Source organism: Streptomyces sp. NPDC055025 (assembly GCF_053608565.1).
Genome location: NZ_JBSGVS010000013.1, coordinates 1 through 15663 on the forward strand (window position 1 = coordinate 1; position 15663 = coordinate 15663).

Sequence of the window (15663 nt, forward strand, 5' to 3'; positions counted from 1 at the left end):
CCCGCGTATCGTGTCCGTCCGCCGCGCTGGGCGGCTACGCCGACTTCTCGTGGCGGCCGTCGTTCTTCACGATCCTCGGCTCCCGCGGAACCAGCGTCGGGTTCACATTGTCCCGGACGACCTCCGCCGTGATGACGACCCGGGCCACGTCCTTGCGGGACGGGACCTCGTACATCACCGACTGGAGCACCTCTTCGAGGATCGCGCGCAGACCGCGCGCGCCCGTGCCGCGCAGGATCGCCTGGTCGGCGATCGCCTCCAGGGCCGGGCGGTCGAAGTCCAGTTCCACACCGTCGAGTTCGAAGAGCCGCTGATACTGCTTCACCAGCGCGTTGCGCGGCTCGACCAGGATCTGGAGCAGCGCCTCGCGGTCCAGGTTGTGGACGGAGGTCAGCACGGGCAGACGGCCGATGAACTCCGGGATCATCCCGAACTTCACCAGGTCCTCCGGCATGACCTCCTGGAACTGGTCGCTCGCCTCGATCTCCCGCTTCGAGCGGATCGTCGCCCCGAAGCCGATCCCCTTCGCGCCCGCCCGCGACTCGATGATCTTCTCCAGACCGGCGAAGGCGCCGCCCACGATGAAGAGCACGTTCGTCGTGTCGATCTGGATGAACTCCTGGTGCGGGTGCTTGCGTCCGCCCTGCGGCGGTACGGAGGCCGTCGTGCCCTCCAGGATCTTCAGCAGCGCCTGCTGGACACCCTCACCCGACACATCACGGGTGATCGACGGGTTCTCGCTCTTGCGGGCGACCTTGTCGATCTCGTCGATGTAGATGATCCCGGTCTCGGCCTTCTTGACGTCGTAGTCGGCCGCCTGGATCAGCTTCAGCAGAATGTTCTCGACGTCCTCGCCGACATAGCCGGCCTCCGTGAGCGCCGTCGCGTCCGCGATGGCGAACGGTACGTTCAGCATGCGGGCGAGCGTCTGGGCGAGGAGCGTCTTGCCGGAGCCGGTCGGGCCCAGCAGCAGGATGTTCGACTTCGCCAGCTCGATCGCGTCCTCACGTCCGGACGCGCCACCGGTCTCCCCGGCCTGCACACGCTTGTAGTGGTTGTACACCGCCACCGAGAGGGCCTTCTTCGCCGGCTCCTGGCCGACGACATAGCCCTCCAGGAACTCGTAGATCTCACGAGGCTTGGGCAGTTCCTCCCACCGCACCTCGGAGGTCTCCGCCAGCTCCTCCTCGATGATCTCGTTGCAGAGATCGATGCACTCGTCGCAGATGTACACACCGGGACCCGCGATGAGCTTCTTCACCTGCTTCTGGCTCTTCCCGCAGAACGAGCACTTGAGCAGATCGCCGCCATCACCGATGCGTGCCACGAGGTGCTTCCCCTTCGCCTGGGAGCAGCTTGGTTCAGCGGCTCCTGTGCCTCATATCCGACGGTACCTTGCTCGGGCCCCCGTTCGGGCCCCCCTTGGCGCGGTTCACATGGTCGAGGGGTCTCGTCCCGGTCTCGTACGGACTCGACGGGACGATCCGACAGAACTCATGCGCGCACCGCGCCAAGGGCGCCGGGTGTGTCAGGCGGCCGCAGCGGCCGTGGTCTTGCGGGTCGACACGATCTGGTCGACCAGGCCGTACGCGAGCGCGTCCTCGGCGGTGAGGATCTTGTCGCGCTCGATGTCGTCGCGGACCTTCTCGATCGGCGTGGTGGAGTGCTTGGCCAGCATGTCTTCGAGCTGGGCACGCATCCGCAGGATCTCGTTGGCCGCGATCTCCAGGTCGGAGAGCTGCTCACGGCCGGTCTGGCTGGACGGCTGGTGGATCAGCACGCGCGCGTTGGGCAGGGCGAGCCGCTTGCCGGCGGTACCGGCGGCGAGCAGGACGGCGGCGGCCGAGGCGGCCTGGCCCATGCACACGGTCTGGATGTCGGGCTTCACGAACTGCATGGTGTCGTAGATGGCCGTGAGGGCCGTCATCGAGCCACCGGGGCTGTTGATGTAGATCGAGATGTCCCGGTCGGGGTCCATCGACTCCAGGCAGAGGAGCTGCGCCATGACGTCGTTGGCGGAGGCGTCGTCGATCTGCACACCGAGGAAGATCACTCGCTCCTCGAAGAGCTTCGCGTACGGGTCGTACTCCCGCACGCCCTGCGAGGTGCGCTCCACGAAGCGCGGGACGACGTAACGGTTGTCCACCTGAGGGCCGGTGTAGAGGCCGCTCGCGGAGTAGTTGTTCATGTGCATGTGGGTGTTCACCATCCTGTGGCGTTCGGTGGTCTTGGCCGGCTGGTACGGGGCGCGGTGCTGCTCAGGCCCCGGTGCCGCCGCCGCCCGGAACGCCCGAAGCAGCGGAGATGATCTCGTCGATGATGCCGTAGTCCTTGGCCTCCTCGGCGGTGAACCAGCGGTCGCGGTCACCGTCGCGGATGATCGTCTCCTCCGACTGCCCGGTGTGGTGGGCGGTGATCTCGGCCATGCGCCTCTTGGTACGCAGAAGCTGCTCGGCCTGGATCTTGATGTCGGAGGCGGTGCCACCGAGGCCCGCGGAGCCCTGGTGCATGAGGATGTCGGTGTGCGGCAGCGCGAAGCGCTTGCCCGCCGTGCCACCGGTCAGCAGGAACTGGCCCATCGAGGCGGCGAGACCCATACCGATGGTCACCACGTCGTTCGGGATGTACTGCATGGTGTCGTAGACGGCCATACCGGCCGTCACGGACCCGCCGGGGCTGTTGATGTAAAGGAAGATGTCCTTCTCGGGCTCGGCCGCGAGGAGGAGGAGCTGCGCCGTGATCTTGTTCGCGATGTCGTCGTCGACCTGCTGGCCGAGGAAGATGATCCGCTCTCCGAGCAGCCGGCTGTAGACCTGGTCGCCGAGGCCACCACCGAGGGACGGCTCACCGGCGGCGTAAGGCATCAGATTCGTCACGTATACACCTGCTCGTCTCTGACGGCTTTGGCCGTCTCAGCGTCTTCGTACCGGGGACGGGAGACTCCCCAGCCCTCGTATTCATGGACCCTAACGCGCTGGTCGGCGGGCGCCATCCCGGTTCCGTGGCTGTTCGCTGGGAGCGCAAGGTAGTTGAAGGTCGCGGGGCTCTGTACGGCTCTGTACGGGCCTGGGCACGGACGGGAAGGGCCCCGGGGTCGCGTGGCGCGTCCGGGGCCCTTCCTGACGTTCGGAGCGGTGCGCGGGGCGGTGTCCGGAGGGACATCAGGACCGCCGGACCTCGGGAGCGCCGGGACCGACCGGCTGTCCCTCCGCCCCTTCCGCCCGGCCGTCGTGTCGGCCGTCCGGCGTCGGTCAGGACGCCGGAGCGGCACGGCCCGGCCGGGTCTCAGCCGACCGGCCGGGCCGTACGGCTCGGAGCGGTACGGCTCAGGCCTCGGTCTTGTCGCCCTTGTCCTCGCCCTTGTCCTCGGCGGCGGCCTCCACCGTCCCGGTCTCGGTCCCGGCGGCCTCGTCGTCCTCGTCCTCGTCGCTCAGGTCGACCAGCACACCGTTGGTGTCGGTCACCTTGGCGGCCTCGACCACCACGGCGAGCGCCTTGCCGCGCGCGACCTCACCCACGAGCATCGGCACCTGGCCACCCTCGACGACCGCCTTGGCGAACTCGTCGGGGGACATCCCGGAGGACTGCGCGCGCCGCATGAGGTGCTCGGTGAGCTCCTCCTGGTTGACGTTCAGCTTCTCCTTGTTGACCAGCTCATCGAGGATGAACTGCGTCCGGATGCCCTTCTCCGCCTGCTCCTTGGTCTCGGTCTCGAACTCCTCCTCGGTCTTGCCCTGGATCTCCAGGTACTTCGCGAGGTCGAGTCCCATCTGGCCGAGCTGGTGGTGCTCCAGGTTGTGCTTACGGGTGTTGATCTCGTCCGCGAGCAGCTTCTCGGGGATCGGCACCTCGGCCAGCTTCAGCAGCTCTTCCAGGACCCGCTCCTGGGCCTGGGTGGCCTGGTCGTACTGGCGGTTGCTCTCCAGCCGCTTGCGGCTGTCCGCGCGCAGCTCCTCCAGCGTGTCGAACTCGCTCGCCATCTGCGCGAAGTCGTCGTCCAGCTCGGGCAGCTCGCGCGAGGCGACCTGGCTGACCTTGACGGTGACCTCGGCCTCCTTGCCCTCGGCGGCGCCGCCCTTGAGCTCGGAGGTGAAGGTGGCCTCGCCGCCGGCCTCCAGGCCGATGACGGCCTCGTCGATGCCGTCGAGCAGCTCGCCGGAGCCGATGGTGTACTGCACACCGCTCGCGACACCGTCGGGCAGCACCTCGCCGTCGACCTTGGCCTCCAGGTCGACCGTCACGACATCGCCGTCGGCGGCGGCGCGCTCGACCGGGTCGGTGGAGGCGAAGCGGTCGCGGAGCGCCTCGACGGCCTTGTCCACGTCCTCTTCGGTGACCTCGACGGAGTCGACGGTGACCTCGATGCCGGAGTAGTCCGGGATCTCGATGACCGGGCGGACGTCCACCTCGGCGGTGAAGGCCAGCAGCTCGCCGTCCTTCAGCTCGGTGATGTCGACGTCGGGCTGGCCGAGGACATTCAGCTCACCCTCGTTGACCGCGTCGGTGTAGAACTTCGGGAGGGCGTCGTTGACGGCCTCCTCCAGCACAGCACCACGCCCGAACCGCTGGTCGATGATCCGGGCCGGGATCTTGCCCTTGCGGAAGCCCTTCACCGTGACCTGCTGGTTGATCTTCTTGTACGCCGCGTCGAGGCTGTCCTTGAGCTCCTCGAAGGGCACCTCGACAGTGAGCCGAACCCGAGTCGGGTTCAGGGTCTCCACGGCGCTCTTCACGGTTCGGTCTCCTTGGTGGCTGATTCTGGGGTTCTGCTGTGTCCGCCGCTCTCCGGCGGCCCAGCGGATCGGCCCGGCTCATCAGAGACTCTTCAGACACACGGGCACGCAGCTTGCATAGTAACCGCAAGCGGGAAGGCCCCCACAATGCGCTTCGGCGCTGCGATCTTGTCTGAATGGTCGGGGTGGCCGGATTCGAACCGACGACCTTCCGCTCCCAAAGCGGACGCGCTACCAAGCTGCGCCACACCCCGTCGGTGCGACACGTAGGGTACATGCCCGCGGGCACCGCGTCGGCCCCTTTGCCCGGCGTAAGCCCGAGGTGAGCCTGATGCGTGCCCAGTGCCGCGGCCGGTGCGCGACTGCTGTACGCCTGCCGTACGCCTGGTGTGCGGCGAACAGCCCGGACCCGCTACGATGTTGTCCGTGCCGGGGTCCCACGGGCTTGCGGCACACGCTGTGCGGGCGTAGCTCAATGGTAGAGCCCTAGTCTTCCAAACTAGCTACGCGGGTTCGATTCCCGTCGCCCGCTCCATAGGCCTCCGGCCCGACCGTGTGCGTACGCCACCGGTCGGGCCGGAGGCGTTTTTGGGCACGACGGGGCTTCAGATACGGGTACGCGGGATCACGTGCGTGCCAGGCGCGAGGCGTTCGGGGCGAGGCGTTCGGGGCGCTAGAAGCTGATCTGGTTGATCGTGTCGGCTATCGAGTTGAGGAACCGGTTCACCGACGGCGCCATATTGGTGGACGCGAGGAAGAAGCCGAAGAGGATCGCCACGACCGCCGGGCCGGCCTTGAGTGAGCCGCCGCGGATCAGCACCACCATGATGATCGCCAAGAGAAGCACCACTGACAGCGAAATGGCCACAACTGATCACACCCTCGGTCGGTCCGCCTAGCCCTGCCGCGCGGGAGCGCGCGACACCTCACACCTCGCCTCACACCCGCCCGACCATGGTGCCATCAACCTCCGTATGGATGGCGTCGGGTGACGGTTCATCGCCATCGGAATCGCGCCATTCGCGCGCCTGGCGCGTCGCACTCGTACCGCCCCTCACGCCACCCGGATTCCCAGCTCACGGTGGACCACCGGAACAAAACACCCCGCCGTCCGCAGTGGCCGACACGCCGAGACCCGACCGGCGATCACCAGCCAAACCACCACCTCCGGACGTCCACCGGCAGCCAAAAGTTGCTCAGTAAATCGTTTGGTAAACTAATTACTGACGATTTCTTGACACTTACTTGACCGACCGAAGACGGATCCCAAGACGGACCTGAAGACGGAGGAGCGATCCCATCGGACACGCGGAGACCCTCATAGCCATGGGCGGCGCCTTCCTGGCCGCCGCCGTGCTCGCCCGCCTCGGCAGCCGGATCGAGCTGCCCACGATCCCCCTGTTCATCCTGGCCGGGATACTCCTCGGCCCTCACACCCCCGGCATCGTGCTGGTCTCGGACCCGCACGACCTGGAGATGCTCAGCGCCCTGGGCCTGGTCCTGCTGCTCTTCTACCTGGGCCTCGAATTCCATCTGGACGACCTCAAGGCGGGTGGCCGGAAGATGGCCCTCGCCGGCGGCACCTATCTGGCCCTGAACGTCGGCGCCGGCCTCGGTTTCGGCTTCGCGCTCGGCTGGGGCACGAGCGAGGCGCTGGTCCTCGCCGGAGTGCTCGGTATCTCCTCGTCCGCCATCGTCACCAAGGTCCTGGTCGACCTCGGCCGGATCGGCAACCCCGAGACCAAGCCCATCCTCGGCATCATCGTCGTCGAGGACATCTTCCTGGCGCTCTATCTCGCGGCCCTGCAACCGATCCTGTCGGGCGCCGACAGCCTCTCGGCCGCGGTGATGGACGGCGCGAAGGCCTTCGGCTTCCTGCTCGCCCTCGCGGCCGCCGCGCGGTACGGCACAAAGCTGGTGGGCCGGTTCATCGCCACCAAGGACGACGAACTGCTCGTCATCTCCTTCCTCGGCATCGCGGTCTTCGTGGCGGGCGTGTCGGAGTGGTTCGGGGTCGCGGACGCCATCGGCGCGTTCATGGTCGGCCTGATGCTCGGCGGTACGACCTCGGGCGACCGGATACGCGGACTCGTCCACCCCCTGCGCGACGCCTTCGGCGCGATCTTCTTCTTCGCCTTCGGCCTGTCGATCAACCCGGGCGATCTGCCGACCGTCCTGTGGCCGGTGCTGGCCGCCGTGGCGGTGACGCTGGTCATGAACATCGTGGCGGGCATCTCCGCCGCCAGGATCAACGGATTCGGCGCCGGACCGGCGGCCAATATCTCCACCACCCTGCTGGCGCGCGGCGAGTTCGCCCTGATCCTCGCCACCATGGCCGCCGGGGCGGGCCTCGACGCGCGGCTCGCCCCCTTCATCGCGGGTTACGTGCTGATCCTGGCGGTACTGGGCCCCCTGGCGGCCGGCCGTTCGCACTGGCTGGCCCGCGTGCTGCCGGGCGGACGGGGTGCAGGGGGCCGTGGCGGCGCCGGTGGCCGTGGCGGTGGACTGCCGGGGGAATCCGGCCGCTCGGAAGAGGTCCCGGAGGTCCCGGAGGCATCAGCCGTGCGCTGAATCCGGCTCCCGCGCCTTCGCCTCGCGCGCGAACCGGACCGTCTCCCCGCCGCCCGTCCGCGGAGTCACCCCCCACCGGTCGGTCATGGCCTCGACCAGCAGCGGCCCCCGCCCGCGCTCGGTCTGCGCCGCCGTCGCCGTACGCGACTCGAAGACCCCCAGGGCCCGGCCTCCGCGTCAGGCGATCGTGCTGACCGTCTCCCTGACCCTGGCGGCGAGTTCGGCGGGCAGCGGGGCGTATCCCCTTTCGCGGATGGCCTGCTGGCCCTCCTCGCCCGCGGTGTAGGTCAGGAAGGACTTCAGGGCGCCGAGCGTGCCGGGCAGGTTGCCCTTGTCGCAGACGATCTCGTACGTGACGAGCAGGAGGGGGTACGCGCCCTCGGCGCTGGTCGTGTAGTCGAGGTCGATCGCCAGGTCCTTGCCCGTACCGACCTCTCGGGAAGCCGCGATGCCCTGGGAGGCGGTGTCCACGGTGGGTTCGACGGGCTGGGCGGCGCCGGTGCGGAGACTGACGGTGTCCAGGCCGCCACTGATCGCGTAGGTCAGTTCGACGTAACCGATCGAACCGTCCACCTGCTTCAGCTGTTCGACCACGGCGGAGGAAGTCTGCGCCCCCAGGCCGCCGGGGGCGAGCCAGTCGACGCCGGGGGTGTAGGGCCAGTCGTCAGGCCCGGCGGTGGCGGACAGGTATCTGCTGAGTGTCTGGTTGACGCCGGAGGCGGAGGAGCGGTGGAACGCCTGGACGGAGGTGGCGGGCAGGTCGACGTCCGGGTTCAACTCCCTGATGGCGGCGTCGTTCCACCGCGTGATCTTCCCCGCGTAGATCTTGGCGACGGCCGGGGCGTCGAGGACGAGGTCGTCCACGCCGGGGAGGTTGTGGACAAGGGCGACGGGGTTGCCGAGCATGGGCAGATCGATGCCTCTGCCACCGCCCTGGCAGATGTTCCTGGACTGCTCGACCTCGGCCGGCTTGAGCGCGGTGTCGGAGCCCGAGAAGGCGGTGAGGCCCCGGACGAAGTCGGAGACACCGGCTCCGGAGCCGGAAGGCGTGTAGGTGATCCGGGTGTCGGGACAGTCCGCGGTGTAGTTCTTGATCCAGATGTCCATGGCGTTCTGCTGGACGGACGAGCCGGAGGCCACGAGACTCCCGCCGCTGTCGTCGCACACGGGGGCGAACGACAGGGCCCCTGAGACGTCGGGGGTGCCGGAACCGGAGGTCTGGGCGCCCGGGTTCTTGAAGGTGGGCTCGTCGGTGTCGTTCCGGCCGGAGATCGCGTCGTTGGCGAGCGGGGTGAGGGAGGCGACGGCGGCGACGGCGAGGCCGCCGATCAGCATCTTGGTGCGGTGCTTGCGGGCCCAGGACGGGGGGCGGGCCGGGGTGGCGGGCGGGTGGGGGACGGCAGCGGAAGCGGGCGCGGGCCGGACGGGCCCGGGAGCTGCTGGAACGGGCTCGGGACCGGCCGGGGCGGGCTCCGGCTCCGGCTCGGGCGGGACGATCCTGGGGTCGGCCGGGGCCTCGGGCCCGGGGCCGGCCGGGGCCGTAACCGAGTGGTCGACGCGGCCGACGGCGGCGGCGAGGGGGGACGGGAGCCAGGGGGACTGTCTGAGGGCGAGGGCGAGCGTCCGGGCGCGGTCGTCCGCGGTCACCGCCGCCGTCGCCGCCGCGTCCGGGCCGGTCCGGGGGTCCGCCGCGACAAGTGCGGCCAGTTCATGGAGGAGTTGGGGAACGGTCGGCCGGACGTCGGGGTCCTTGGCCAGGCAGCGCGCCACGATGTCCCGTACGCGTACGGGGAGGCCGGCCAGATCCGGTTCCTCGTGGACGACGCGGTAGCCCATGGCGTGAGCGGAGCCGGTCCCGAAGGGGCCGTGCCCGGTGGCCGCGAAGGCCAGTACCGTGCCCAGGCAGAACACGTCGGCGGCGGGTCCGACGGTCCGGCGGGTGAACTGTTCGGGCGCCATGAAGCCCGGGGTGCCGATGATCAGTCCGGTACTGGTGAGGGCGTCGGCGCCGGCCTCCATGGCGATGCCGAAGTCGATGACGCGGGGTCCGTCGGGGGCCAGCAGGACATTCGAGGGCTTGAGGTCACGGTGGATCAGCCCGGCGGCGTGGATGGCCTGCAAGGCTTCGGCGAGCCCGGCGCCCAGGGCGTACACCGACCGTTCGGGCAGGGTGCCGTGCTGCCCGACCGCCTCGGCGAGCGAGAGGCCGGGTACGTACAGCGTGGCCAGCCAGGGCGCCTCGCCGTCCGCGTCGACGCCGACGACGGCGGCGGTGAAGGCCCCGCTGACGGCCCGCGCGGCGGACGCCTCGCGGGCGAACCGTTCCCGGAAGCCCGGCTCGTCGGCCAGCTCCGGCCGGATGACCTTCACGGCCACCTGCCGCCCGCCGGGGGAGGCCGCGAGATAGACCCGCCCCATCCCGCCGACGCCCAGCCGGCCCGTGATCCGGTACGGCCCGACCTGTTCCGGATCGTCGGCCGTCAGAGCCTTCATCACAGCCCGCACTCCCCCAACTCGCCGCTCCCTTGCGCCCGAGAGCGTACCGGGCGAGGCGCCCGCGTACCGGCCGGGGCGCCCGCGCACCAGGCGGGGCATCGGCATACCGGGCGGGGCGTCCGCGTACCGGCGGGGCGTCCGTGCCGCCTCGGTCGAGAACGTGGGCGCAGCCGGCCTGGAGGATCTCGTCATTTCCCGTCGGCTGCGGGTGAGGACCGAGGGGTAGTCGGGGTGGGCCGGTAGGTCCCGTGCCACGCGGGGGCCGCCCCTCTGGGTTTGAGTTTCGCGATTCCGGGCCGGGCGTCAAGGGCGCTCCTTCGTCGCGTCGGCAAGCCGATTCCGCTGCGCTCCACCCTTGACTCCCGTCCCTCCATCGCAAGTGCGGATCAGTGGGAGGGGCGGCCCGGGGGAAGGGGTCCCCGGGGAGATCCGTTGAGGGTCCCGGTTTCCTCCCCGGCCTCGGGTTGGTGGGCCCTGCGGGGCTGCGCGGCAGTGGAATGGGGCGGTGACGACACCGGCTCAGCGACAGACCGTCCGTTGCTTGCTGGGGTTCAGTCCCGTTTCTGGGATTCGTGATCACGTGGCACCCCAAGCGCGAGGCGGACGAGCCGGCGTCCCCTCAAGGGCCCGAACGGGCCGATGCGTGTGTCCTTTTTGCCGGTCGGGGACCTGTGAGGACACTTCCTGCGTCACTAGGACGCAAGAGACGTCCGAAGGACATCGCAGGACCCATCGCCGCCCGGCCCCCGGGAAAAGGCGCTCACCAACCCCCACTGGTGCCCTATATGCCCACATTTGGAAGGATGTTGGGGAGTCCCATGCGGCGGTCATGTGTCCTCAGTTGCTCTAGGCGGGTCCCAGAGCACAAACAGGCCTCCAACCGGCCCACCCGCACCCGCCACGGACACGCCCACCCCACCAACCACCCAGCCCAGGCACGGGACTGAACCCCAACAAGCAAGAACAGAAAGCCGCCGAGCCGGTGCCGCCACCGCCCCACTCCACTGCCGCGCAGCCCCGCAGGGCCCACCGGCCCACAGGCCGGGCAAGAAACAGACACCCCTAACTGAGCCCCCCGGGGACCCCTTCCCCCGGGCCGCCCCTCCCATCACCCGCACTTGCGGGGGCGGGACGGGGGTCAAGGGTGGAGCGCAGCGGAATCGGCTTGCCGACGCGACGAAGGAGCGCCCTTGACGCCCGGCACGGCCCCGCGAAACTCAAACCAGAGGGGCGGCCCCCACGTGGCACGAAACCACCCGGCCCACCCCGACTACCCCTCGGCCCTCACCCGCAGACAACAACCCCACCCCCAGCACGGGACTGAACCCCAGCAGACAGCGGACGGTCTGCCGCTGAGCCGGTGCCGCCACCACCCCACTCCACTCCCGCGCACACCCCGCCGGCCCGCACCTCCATACGCGAACCGGCACCGGGACTCCCCCGGCGCATGGGACTCTCCCGGCGGTGAAGACTTCCGAAGGTAGGCCGGAACGATCGGAACCGAACGGAAGGACTCACGGATCCATGGGGAACAAGCCGGATGCAGCGGACGCAGCGGATGCACCGCACGCACCGCATGCACCGGATGCAGCAGACGGCCGGGCCTCGGACGTGACAGACCCGGGGACGGCGCGACCCGGTACGCGAGCGGCGGCATCCGGGACACGGACCGAGCGGTCCGGTCCTCCATCCCCCGCCTCGTCCGCCTCCCCCGCCTCATCCTCCGCCCCTTCGACTTCCCCATCCCCCGCCTCCCCCACCTCCTGGACACCCGCGCGGCTTCGCTCCATGCGCGTGGCCGTGTGCACGATGTTCTTCATCACCGGAGCGGCCTTCGCCGCCTGGGCCGCGCGGGTCCCAGCGATCCAGGACCGGCTCGGACTGTCCGAGGGGCAGCTCGCCGTGGCGCTGGTAGGTCTGAGCAGCGGAGCGTTTCTCGGCCTTCCTCTCGTCGGCGGTCTGGTCGCCAGATACGGCAGTCGGCCGGTGCTGTTCACCGGTATGACCGTCTATCTGGCGGCTCTGCCCGGCCTGGCGTTCGCCCCCAGCCTCCCGATGCTGACCGTGACCCTGGCACTGTTCGCCTGCGGCAACACCGCCATCGATGTTGCTATGAACACCCAGGGCGTGCTGGTCGAACGCGCCTACGGACGCAACATATTGGGCGGATTCCACGCCGTGTTCAGCCTCGGCGGGATCGTGGGCGCGGTGGCCAGCGGTCTGGCGGCCTCCGCGGGCGTGGGTACGGGCCCGCACTTCGTGATCACCGCACTGGTCCTGTACGTAGCGGCCGCTGTGGCGACGACCGCCCTGATCCCCGACCCGCCGGGCCGAGCCCAACGATCGAACCGCCTGAGCCAGGACTCGGACCGCCGGGCCAAAGACGCCGCAGACGCCGAAGACCCGGCCCCCCTCTTCGCCCTCCCCAGCGCCGGGTTGTGGATCCCCGGACTCGTCGCCTTCTGTGCCCTGATGGGAGAAGGCGTCATGAACGACTGGGGCGCGGTCTATCTCCACGATGTGACCGGCGCATCGCCCGGCGCGGCAGGTGCCGGATTCGCTCTCTTCTCCGCCGGGATGGTCGTCGGACGGCTCTCGGCCGACCGGATCCGTGCCCGCACCGGCACCGTACGCTTCACCCTCGGCTGCGCCCTCGTCGCCGCCCTCGGCGCGGTGGTCTCGATCTCCGTCCCCACCACCGGTGGCGGGCTGGCCGGCTACACGCTGCTCGGGCTGGGCATGGCGGCCGTCATCCCCGTGATCTTCAGCCACGCCGCCCAGCTCCGGCCGGAACGTCCCGGTCCGGCGATCGCCGCGGTCTCCGCGGTCGGGTACGCCGGGTTCCTGGCCGGGCCTCCCATCATCGGAGGCATCGCCGAGGCGGTGCATCTGCGGGCCGCCATGCTCGTTCTGCCGGCGCTGATGGCCGCGATGGCACTGCTATCCCTCAGACTCCGCCGCGGCTGACAGCTCCGCCGCTGACAGCTCGGCCACCGACGGCCCTGGGGAGGACGCGCCGTCATTGCACAAGAAACATTGTGCAATATCTCTTGTGGATATAGTCTCGCCGGCATGTCTGACGACGACCGTTCCATCACCGACTCCCGCGTACTCGCCGCCATGGCCCATCCCGTGCGCCGGCGGCTGCTCGATCTGCTCAAGCTCGACGGACCCGCCACCGCGAGTGTGCTGGCGCAGCAGACGGAGGAGGCGGTCGGGAATGTCAGTCACCATCTGCGGGCGCTCGCCGAGGCCGGACTGATCGAGGAGGCGCCCGAGCTGGCTCGGGACCGGCGGGAGCGGTGGTGGCGGCGTACGACGCCCAAGCTGTGCTGGTCCTCAGCCGACTTCGCCGAGGACGCCGCCGGTGAGGCCGTCGCCCACGCCGTCGACTCGCTCAATCTGGAGCGGCAGACCGGGCATGTACGGCGCTGGGCGGACCGGCCGCAGTCCGAGCAGGCGCGGTGGCCGCTCGGACCGTTCTCGAACGAGGCATGGCTGCGGGTCACCGACGCCGAACTCGCCCAGTTCGCCGCCGAGATCGGCGCGGTGGTCGACCGATGGGCCGAGCGCGAGCTACCGGACGACGGCCAGGAGCGCGGCACTGTCTTCACCTTCACACGCGCCGTGCCCGGCCGACCCTGAACTCCGGCCGTCAGCAAAGAGGCCGGTCACCAACAGACAGGCCGGTCGTCGACCGACAGAAATCGTCAACAGGCAAATCGCCAACAGACAGACAGAAAGAAGAAACGAACATGAGCGTGTGGTTCATCACCGGTGCCTCGCGGGGCCTCGGCGCCGAGACCGCGCGGGCGGCGCTGGCGCGCGGTCACCAGGTCGTCGCCACCGGACGCGACCTCGACGCCCTCCACCGGACCTTCCCCGGCACTGTCGGCGCGCTGCTCCCCCTCGCCGCCGATGTCACCGACGAGGCGAGCGTCCGCGCCGCCGTCGACGCCGCCCTCGCCCGGTTCGGGCGGATCGACGTTCTCGTCAACAACGCGGGACGTGGGCTGATCGGAGCCGTCGAGGAGGCGTCGGACGAGGCCGCCCGCGCGGTGTTCGACACCAACTTCTTCGGTGTGCTCACCACCCAGCGGGCCGTACTGCCCGTCCTGCGCGCCCAGCGCTCGGGGCACGTGATCAACATCAGCTCGGTGGGCGGTTTCACCGGCTCCCCGGGGTGGGGCCTGTACGCGGCGACGAAGTTCGCCCTGGAGGGCATGTCCGAGTCGCTGCGGGCCGAACTGGCGCCTCTCGGTGTTCGCGTCACCATCGTTCAGCCGGGCGGGTTCCGTACGGACTTCCTCGACCCTTCGAGCCTGCACACCGAGCCGTACACGATCGAGGACTACGCGACGACCTCGGGCGCGACCCGCGGGGTTCCCGCCGCGTACAACCACGCCCAGCCCGGCGATCCGGCCAAGGCCGCGGCGGCGATCGTGGATCTGTCGGAGGCGGCCGAACCGCCGATGCGGCTCCAGCTCGGGGCCGACTCCGTGACGCGGGTCTCCGCCAAGCTCGACCAGGTACGGGAGGACCTCGACAAGTGGCGCGCCGTCGCGCTCGCGACCGACCACGCGGACACCGGGACCGGGACCGGGACCTCGTAACGCCTCCCGGAAGCCCCCGACGCCCTGAGAAACCCCCGGCGCCCCGGGAAATCCCCAACGCCCGCCCTCTTCCCAGCCCTCCCTACCCCCTACCCCTCCCGGCAGATCAGCAGCAGCGCCCTGTCGTCGTTCACGTCCTTCGCCACCGCCTCGATGAGGTGCCACGCCGCGCCCTGGAAGCCCGGTGCCACATACCGGTCCGCCTCGCCCGTCAGGCGGTCGATGCCCTCGCCGAGATCGCGGCCCGGGGCCTCGACCAGGCCGTCCGTGAAGAGCATCAGCACATCGCCCGGCCGCAGCGATCCCTTGGCCGAATCGAACTGTGCCCCGTCGTACACCCCGAGCAGCGGGCCCTCGCCCGACTTCTCCTCCCAGCGGCCGCTACCCGCGTGGAGTTGGAGCGCGGGGAGGTGGCCCGCGGAGAGAAGTTCGTAGTCGCCCGAGTCCAGGTCGAGGACGAGATGGATGGAGGTGGCGAAGCCCTCGTCCCAGTCCTGGCGGAGCAGATAGCCGTTGGCGGCCGGGAGGAAGCCGTGCGGCGGGAGGGAGCCGAGCAGTCCGCCGAAGGCGCCGGAGAGCAGCAGGGCGCGGGAGCCCGCGTCCATGCCCTTGCCCGAGACATCGGTGAGGACGACTTCGAGGGTGCGCCCGCCGTTCGTACGGGCCGCCACGACGAAGTCGCCGGAGAACGACTGGCCGCCCGCCGGGCGCAGCGCCATCTCACGGTGCCACCCCTTGGGCAGAGGCGGCAAAGCGCTCTGCACCCGGATGCGTTCGCGCAGGTCGAAGAGCATCGTTCCGCCGCGTCGCCAGGGCACCCCGACGCGCGCCCTGAACTGGGCGATCAGGAGCCCGAAGAGGCCACAGGCGGCCACCACCAGGACCGTGCCCGGGGTGACGCGTGCCGGGCCGTCCGGATACGGGCCGAGGACCATCGACTCGACGATCAGCGCCGCGGCGGCCGCGGCGTACAGGCTGAGCAGACTGGAGGGCCGCAGGATCAGCCCGCCCGCCACGATCGGCAGGACCAGCGCGGAGGGCGAGCACCAGACCGGCACGGCGATCGTGGTGAGCGCGATGGCCGGGATCGTGAGCAGCAGACCGGCGAGGGCGATCCAGTCGGAGCCGTCCCCGCGGAAGTAGTCGACGCCGGATTTGCGCACGCCGTTGCGGACCCGGTGCAGCTTCCTGCGCAACCGGGCCGAATACGACTCCGCTCGCGCGATACCGGCCATCGTGTGGACCCTACC

The 15663-nt window shown here is 69.9% G+C and carries 11 protein-coding genes and 2 tRNA genes; 5 read left to right on the plus strand and 8 right to left on the minus strand.

The genetic code is table 11. From position 1 onward, the window contains the following. Positions 1-34: 34 nt before the first annotated feature. The 5 genes from clpX to ACWGDX_RS10605 all read right to left on the minus strand — a co-directional run bounded on the left by clpX (position 35) and on the right by ACWGDX_RS10605 (position 4987). A complete protein-coding gene (clpX, locus tag ACWGDX_RS10585) occupies positions 35-1327 on the minus strand; it encodes an ATP-dependent Clp protease ATP-binding subunit ClpX (protein WP_066949776.1) in 1293 nt (430 codons plus the stop codon). 201 nt (positions 1328-1528) lie between these two features. Next, positions 1529-2209: an ATP-dependent Clp protease proteolytic subunit gene (locus ACWGDX_RS10590; RefSeq protein ID WP_363086095.1), complete on the minus strand. Its 681-nt coding sequence runs from the start codon at positions 2207-2209 to the stop codon at positions 1529-1531. 49 nt (positions 2210-2258) lie between these two features. Further along, positions 2259-2864 (minus strand): ATP-dependent Clp protease proteolytic subunit, encoded by a 606-nt coding sequence (locus ACWGDX_RS10595; RefSeq protein ID WP_453624378.1) that lies wholly within the window; start codon positions 2862-2864, stop codon positions 2259-2261. Positions 2865-3326: 462 nt separating this feature from the next. Continuing rightward, complete coding sequence (gene tig, locus ACWGDX_RS10600; RefSeq protein WP_453624203.1) at positions 3327-4733, minus strand: trigger factor; 1407 nt, start codon at positions 4731-4733, stop codon at positions 3327-3329. Between the two features lie 177 nt (positions 4734-4910). Continuing rightward, positions 4911-4987: transfer RNA gene (locus tag ACWGDX_RS10605), tRNA-Pro, on the minus strand. A 207-nt stretch (positions 4988-5194) separates the two neighbouring features. On the opposite strand from ACWGDX_RS10605, the gene ACWGDX_RS10610 reads away from it, so the two are divergent. Next, positions 5195-5268 (plus strand) — tRNA-Gly (locus tag ACWGDX_RS10610). A 138-nt stretch (positions 5269-5406) separates the two neighbouring features. On the opposite strand, the gene ACWGDX_RS10615 is transcribed toward ACWGDX_RS10610, so the two are convergent. Next, positions 5407-5601: a hypothetical protein gene (locus ACWGDX_RS10615; protein WP_363080975.1), complete on the minus strand. Its 195-nt coding sequence runs from the start codon at positions 5599-5601 to the stop codon at positions 5407-5409. Between the two features lie 458 nt (positions 5602-6059). On the opposite strand from ACWGDX_RS10615, the gene ACWGDX_RS10620 reads away from it, so the two are divergent. Next, positions 6060-7304: a cation:proton antiporter gene (locus ACWGDX_RS10620; RefSeq protein WP_453624205.1), complete on the plus strand. Its 1245-nt coding sequence runs from the start codon at positions 6060-6062 to the stop codon at positions 7302-7304. 177 nt (positions 7305-7481) lie between these two features. Here the strand turns inward: ACWGDX_RS10620 and pstS are convergent, their stop codons facing one another. Then, the gene (gene pstS, locus ACWGDX_RS10625; RefSeq protein ID WP_453624207.1) at positions 7482-9797 is read right to left on the minus strand and encodes a phosphate ABC transporter substrate-binding protein PstS; all 2316 of its coding nucleotides are present in this window, start codon (positions 9795-9797) and stop codon (positions 7482-7484) included. A gap of 1791 nt (positions 9798-11588) precedes the next feature. On the opposite strand from pstS, the gene ACWGDX_RS10630 reads away from it, so the two are divergent. The 3 genes from ACWGDX_RS10630 to ACWGDX_RS10640 all read left to right on the plus strand — a co-directional run bounded on the left by ACWGDX_RS10630 (position 11589) and on the right by ACWGDX_RS10640 (position 14413). Next, positions 11589-12767 carry an MFS transporter gene (locus ACWGDX_RS10630; RefSeq protein ID WP_453624209.1) on the plus strand — a complete coding sequence of 393 codons (1179 nt, stop codon included), beginning with the start codon at positions 11589-11591 and terminating at the stop codon, positions 12765-12767. Between the two features lie 105 nt (positions 12768-12872). Continuing rightward, positions 12873-13445: a winged helix-turn-helix domain-containing protein gene (locus ACWGDX_RS10635; protein ID WP_405986140.1), complete on the plus strand. Its 573-nt coding sequence runs from the start codon at positions 12873-12875 to the stop codon at positions 13443-13445. Positions 13446-13555: 110 nt separating this feature from the next. After that, positions 13556-14413, plus strand: a complete 858-nt coding sequence (locus ACWGDX_RS10640) for an oxidoreductase (protein ID WP_453624212.1) — start codon at positions 13556-13558, stop codon at positions 14411-14413. 89 nt (positions 14414-14502) lie between these two features. On the opposite strand, the gene ACWGDX_RS10645 is transcribed toward ACWGDX_RS10640, so the two are convergent. Continuing rightward, the gene (locus tag ACWGDX_RS10645; RefSeq protein WP_453624214.1) at positions 14503-15648 is read right to left on the minus strand and encodes a PP2C family protein-serine/threonine phosphatase; all 1146 of its coding nucleotides are present in this window, start codon (positions 15646-15648) and stop codon (positions 14503-14505) included. Positions 15649-15663: the final 15 nt, after the last annotated feature.

Coding starts and splice junctions, on each gene's coding strand:
- ACWGDX_RS10590 (WP_363086095.1), bottom strand. CDS start 2,209: ATGGTGAACACCCACATGCACATGAACAACTACTCCGCGAGCGGCCTC.
- ACWGDX_RS10595 (WP_453624378.1), bottom strand. CDS start 2,864: ATGCCTTACGCCGCCGGTGAGCCGTCCCTCGGTGGTGGCCTCGGCGAC.
- ACWGDX_RS10620 (WP_453624205.1), top strand. CDS start 6,060: ATGGGCGGCGCCTTCCTGGCCGCCGCCGTGCTCGCCCGCCTCGGCAGC.
- pstS (WP_453624207.1), bottom strand. CDS start 9,797: ATGAAGGCTCTGACGGCCGACGATCCGGAACAGGTCGGGCCGTACCGG.
- ACWGDX_RS10630 (WP_453624209.1), top strand. CDS start 11,589: ATGCGCGTGGCCGTGTGCACGATGTTCTTCATCACCGGAGCGGCCTTC.
- ACWGDX_RS10635 (WP_405986140.1), top strand. CDS start 12,873: ATGTCTGACGACGACCGTTCCATCACCGACTCCCGCGTACTCGCCGCC.
- ACWGDX_RS10640 (WP_453624212.1), top strand. CDS start 13,556: ATGAGCGTGTGGTTCATCACCGGTGCCTCGCGGGGCCTCGGCGCCGAG.
- ACWGDX_RS10645 (WP_453624214.1), bottom strand. CDS start 15,648: ATGGCCGGTATCGCGCGAGCGGAGTCGTATTCGGCCCGGTTGCGCAGG.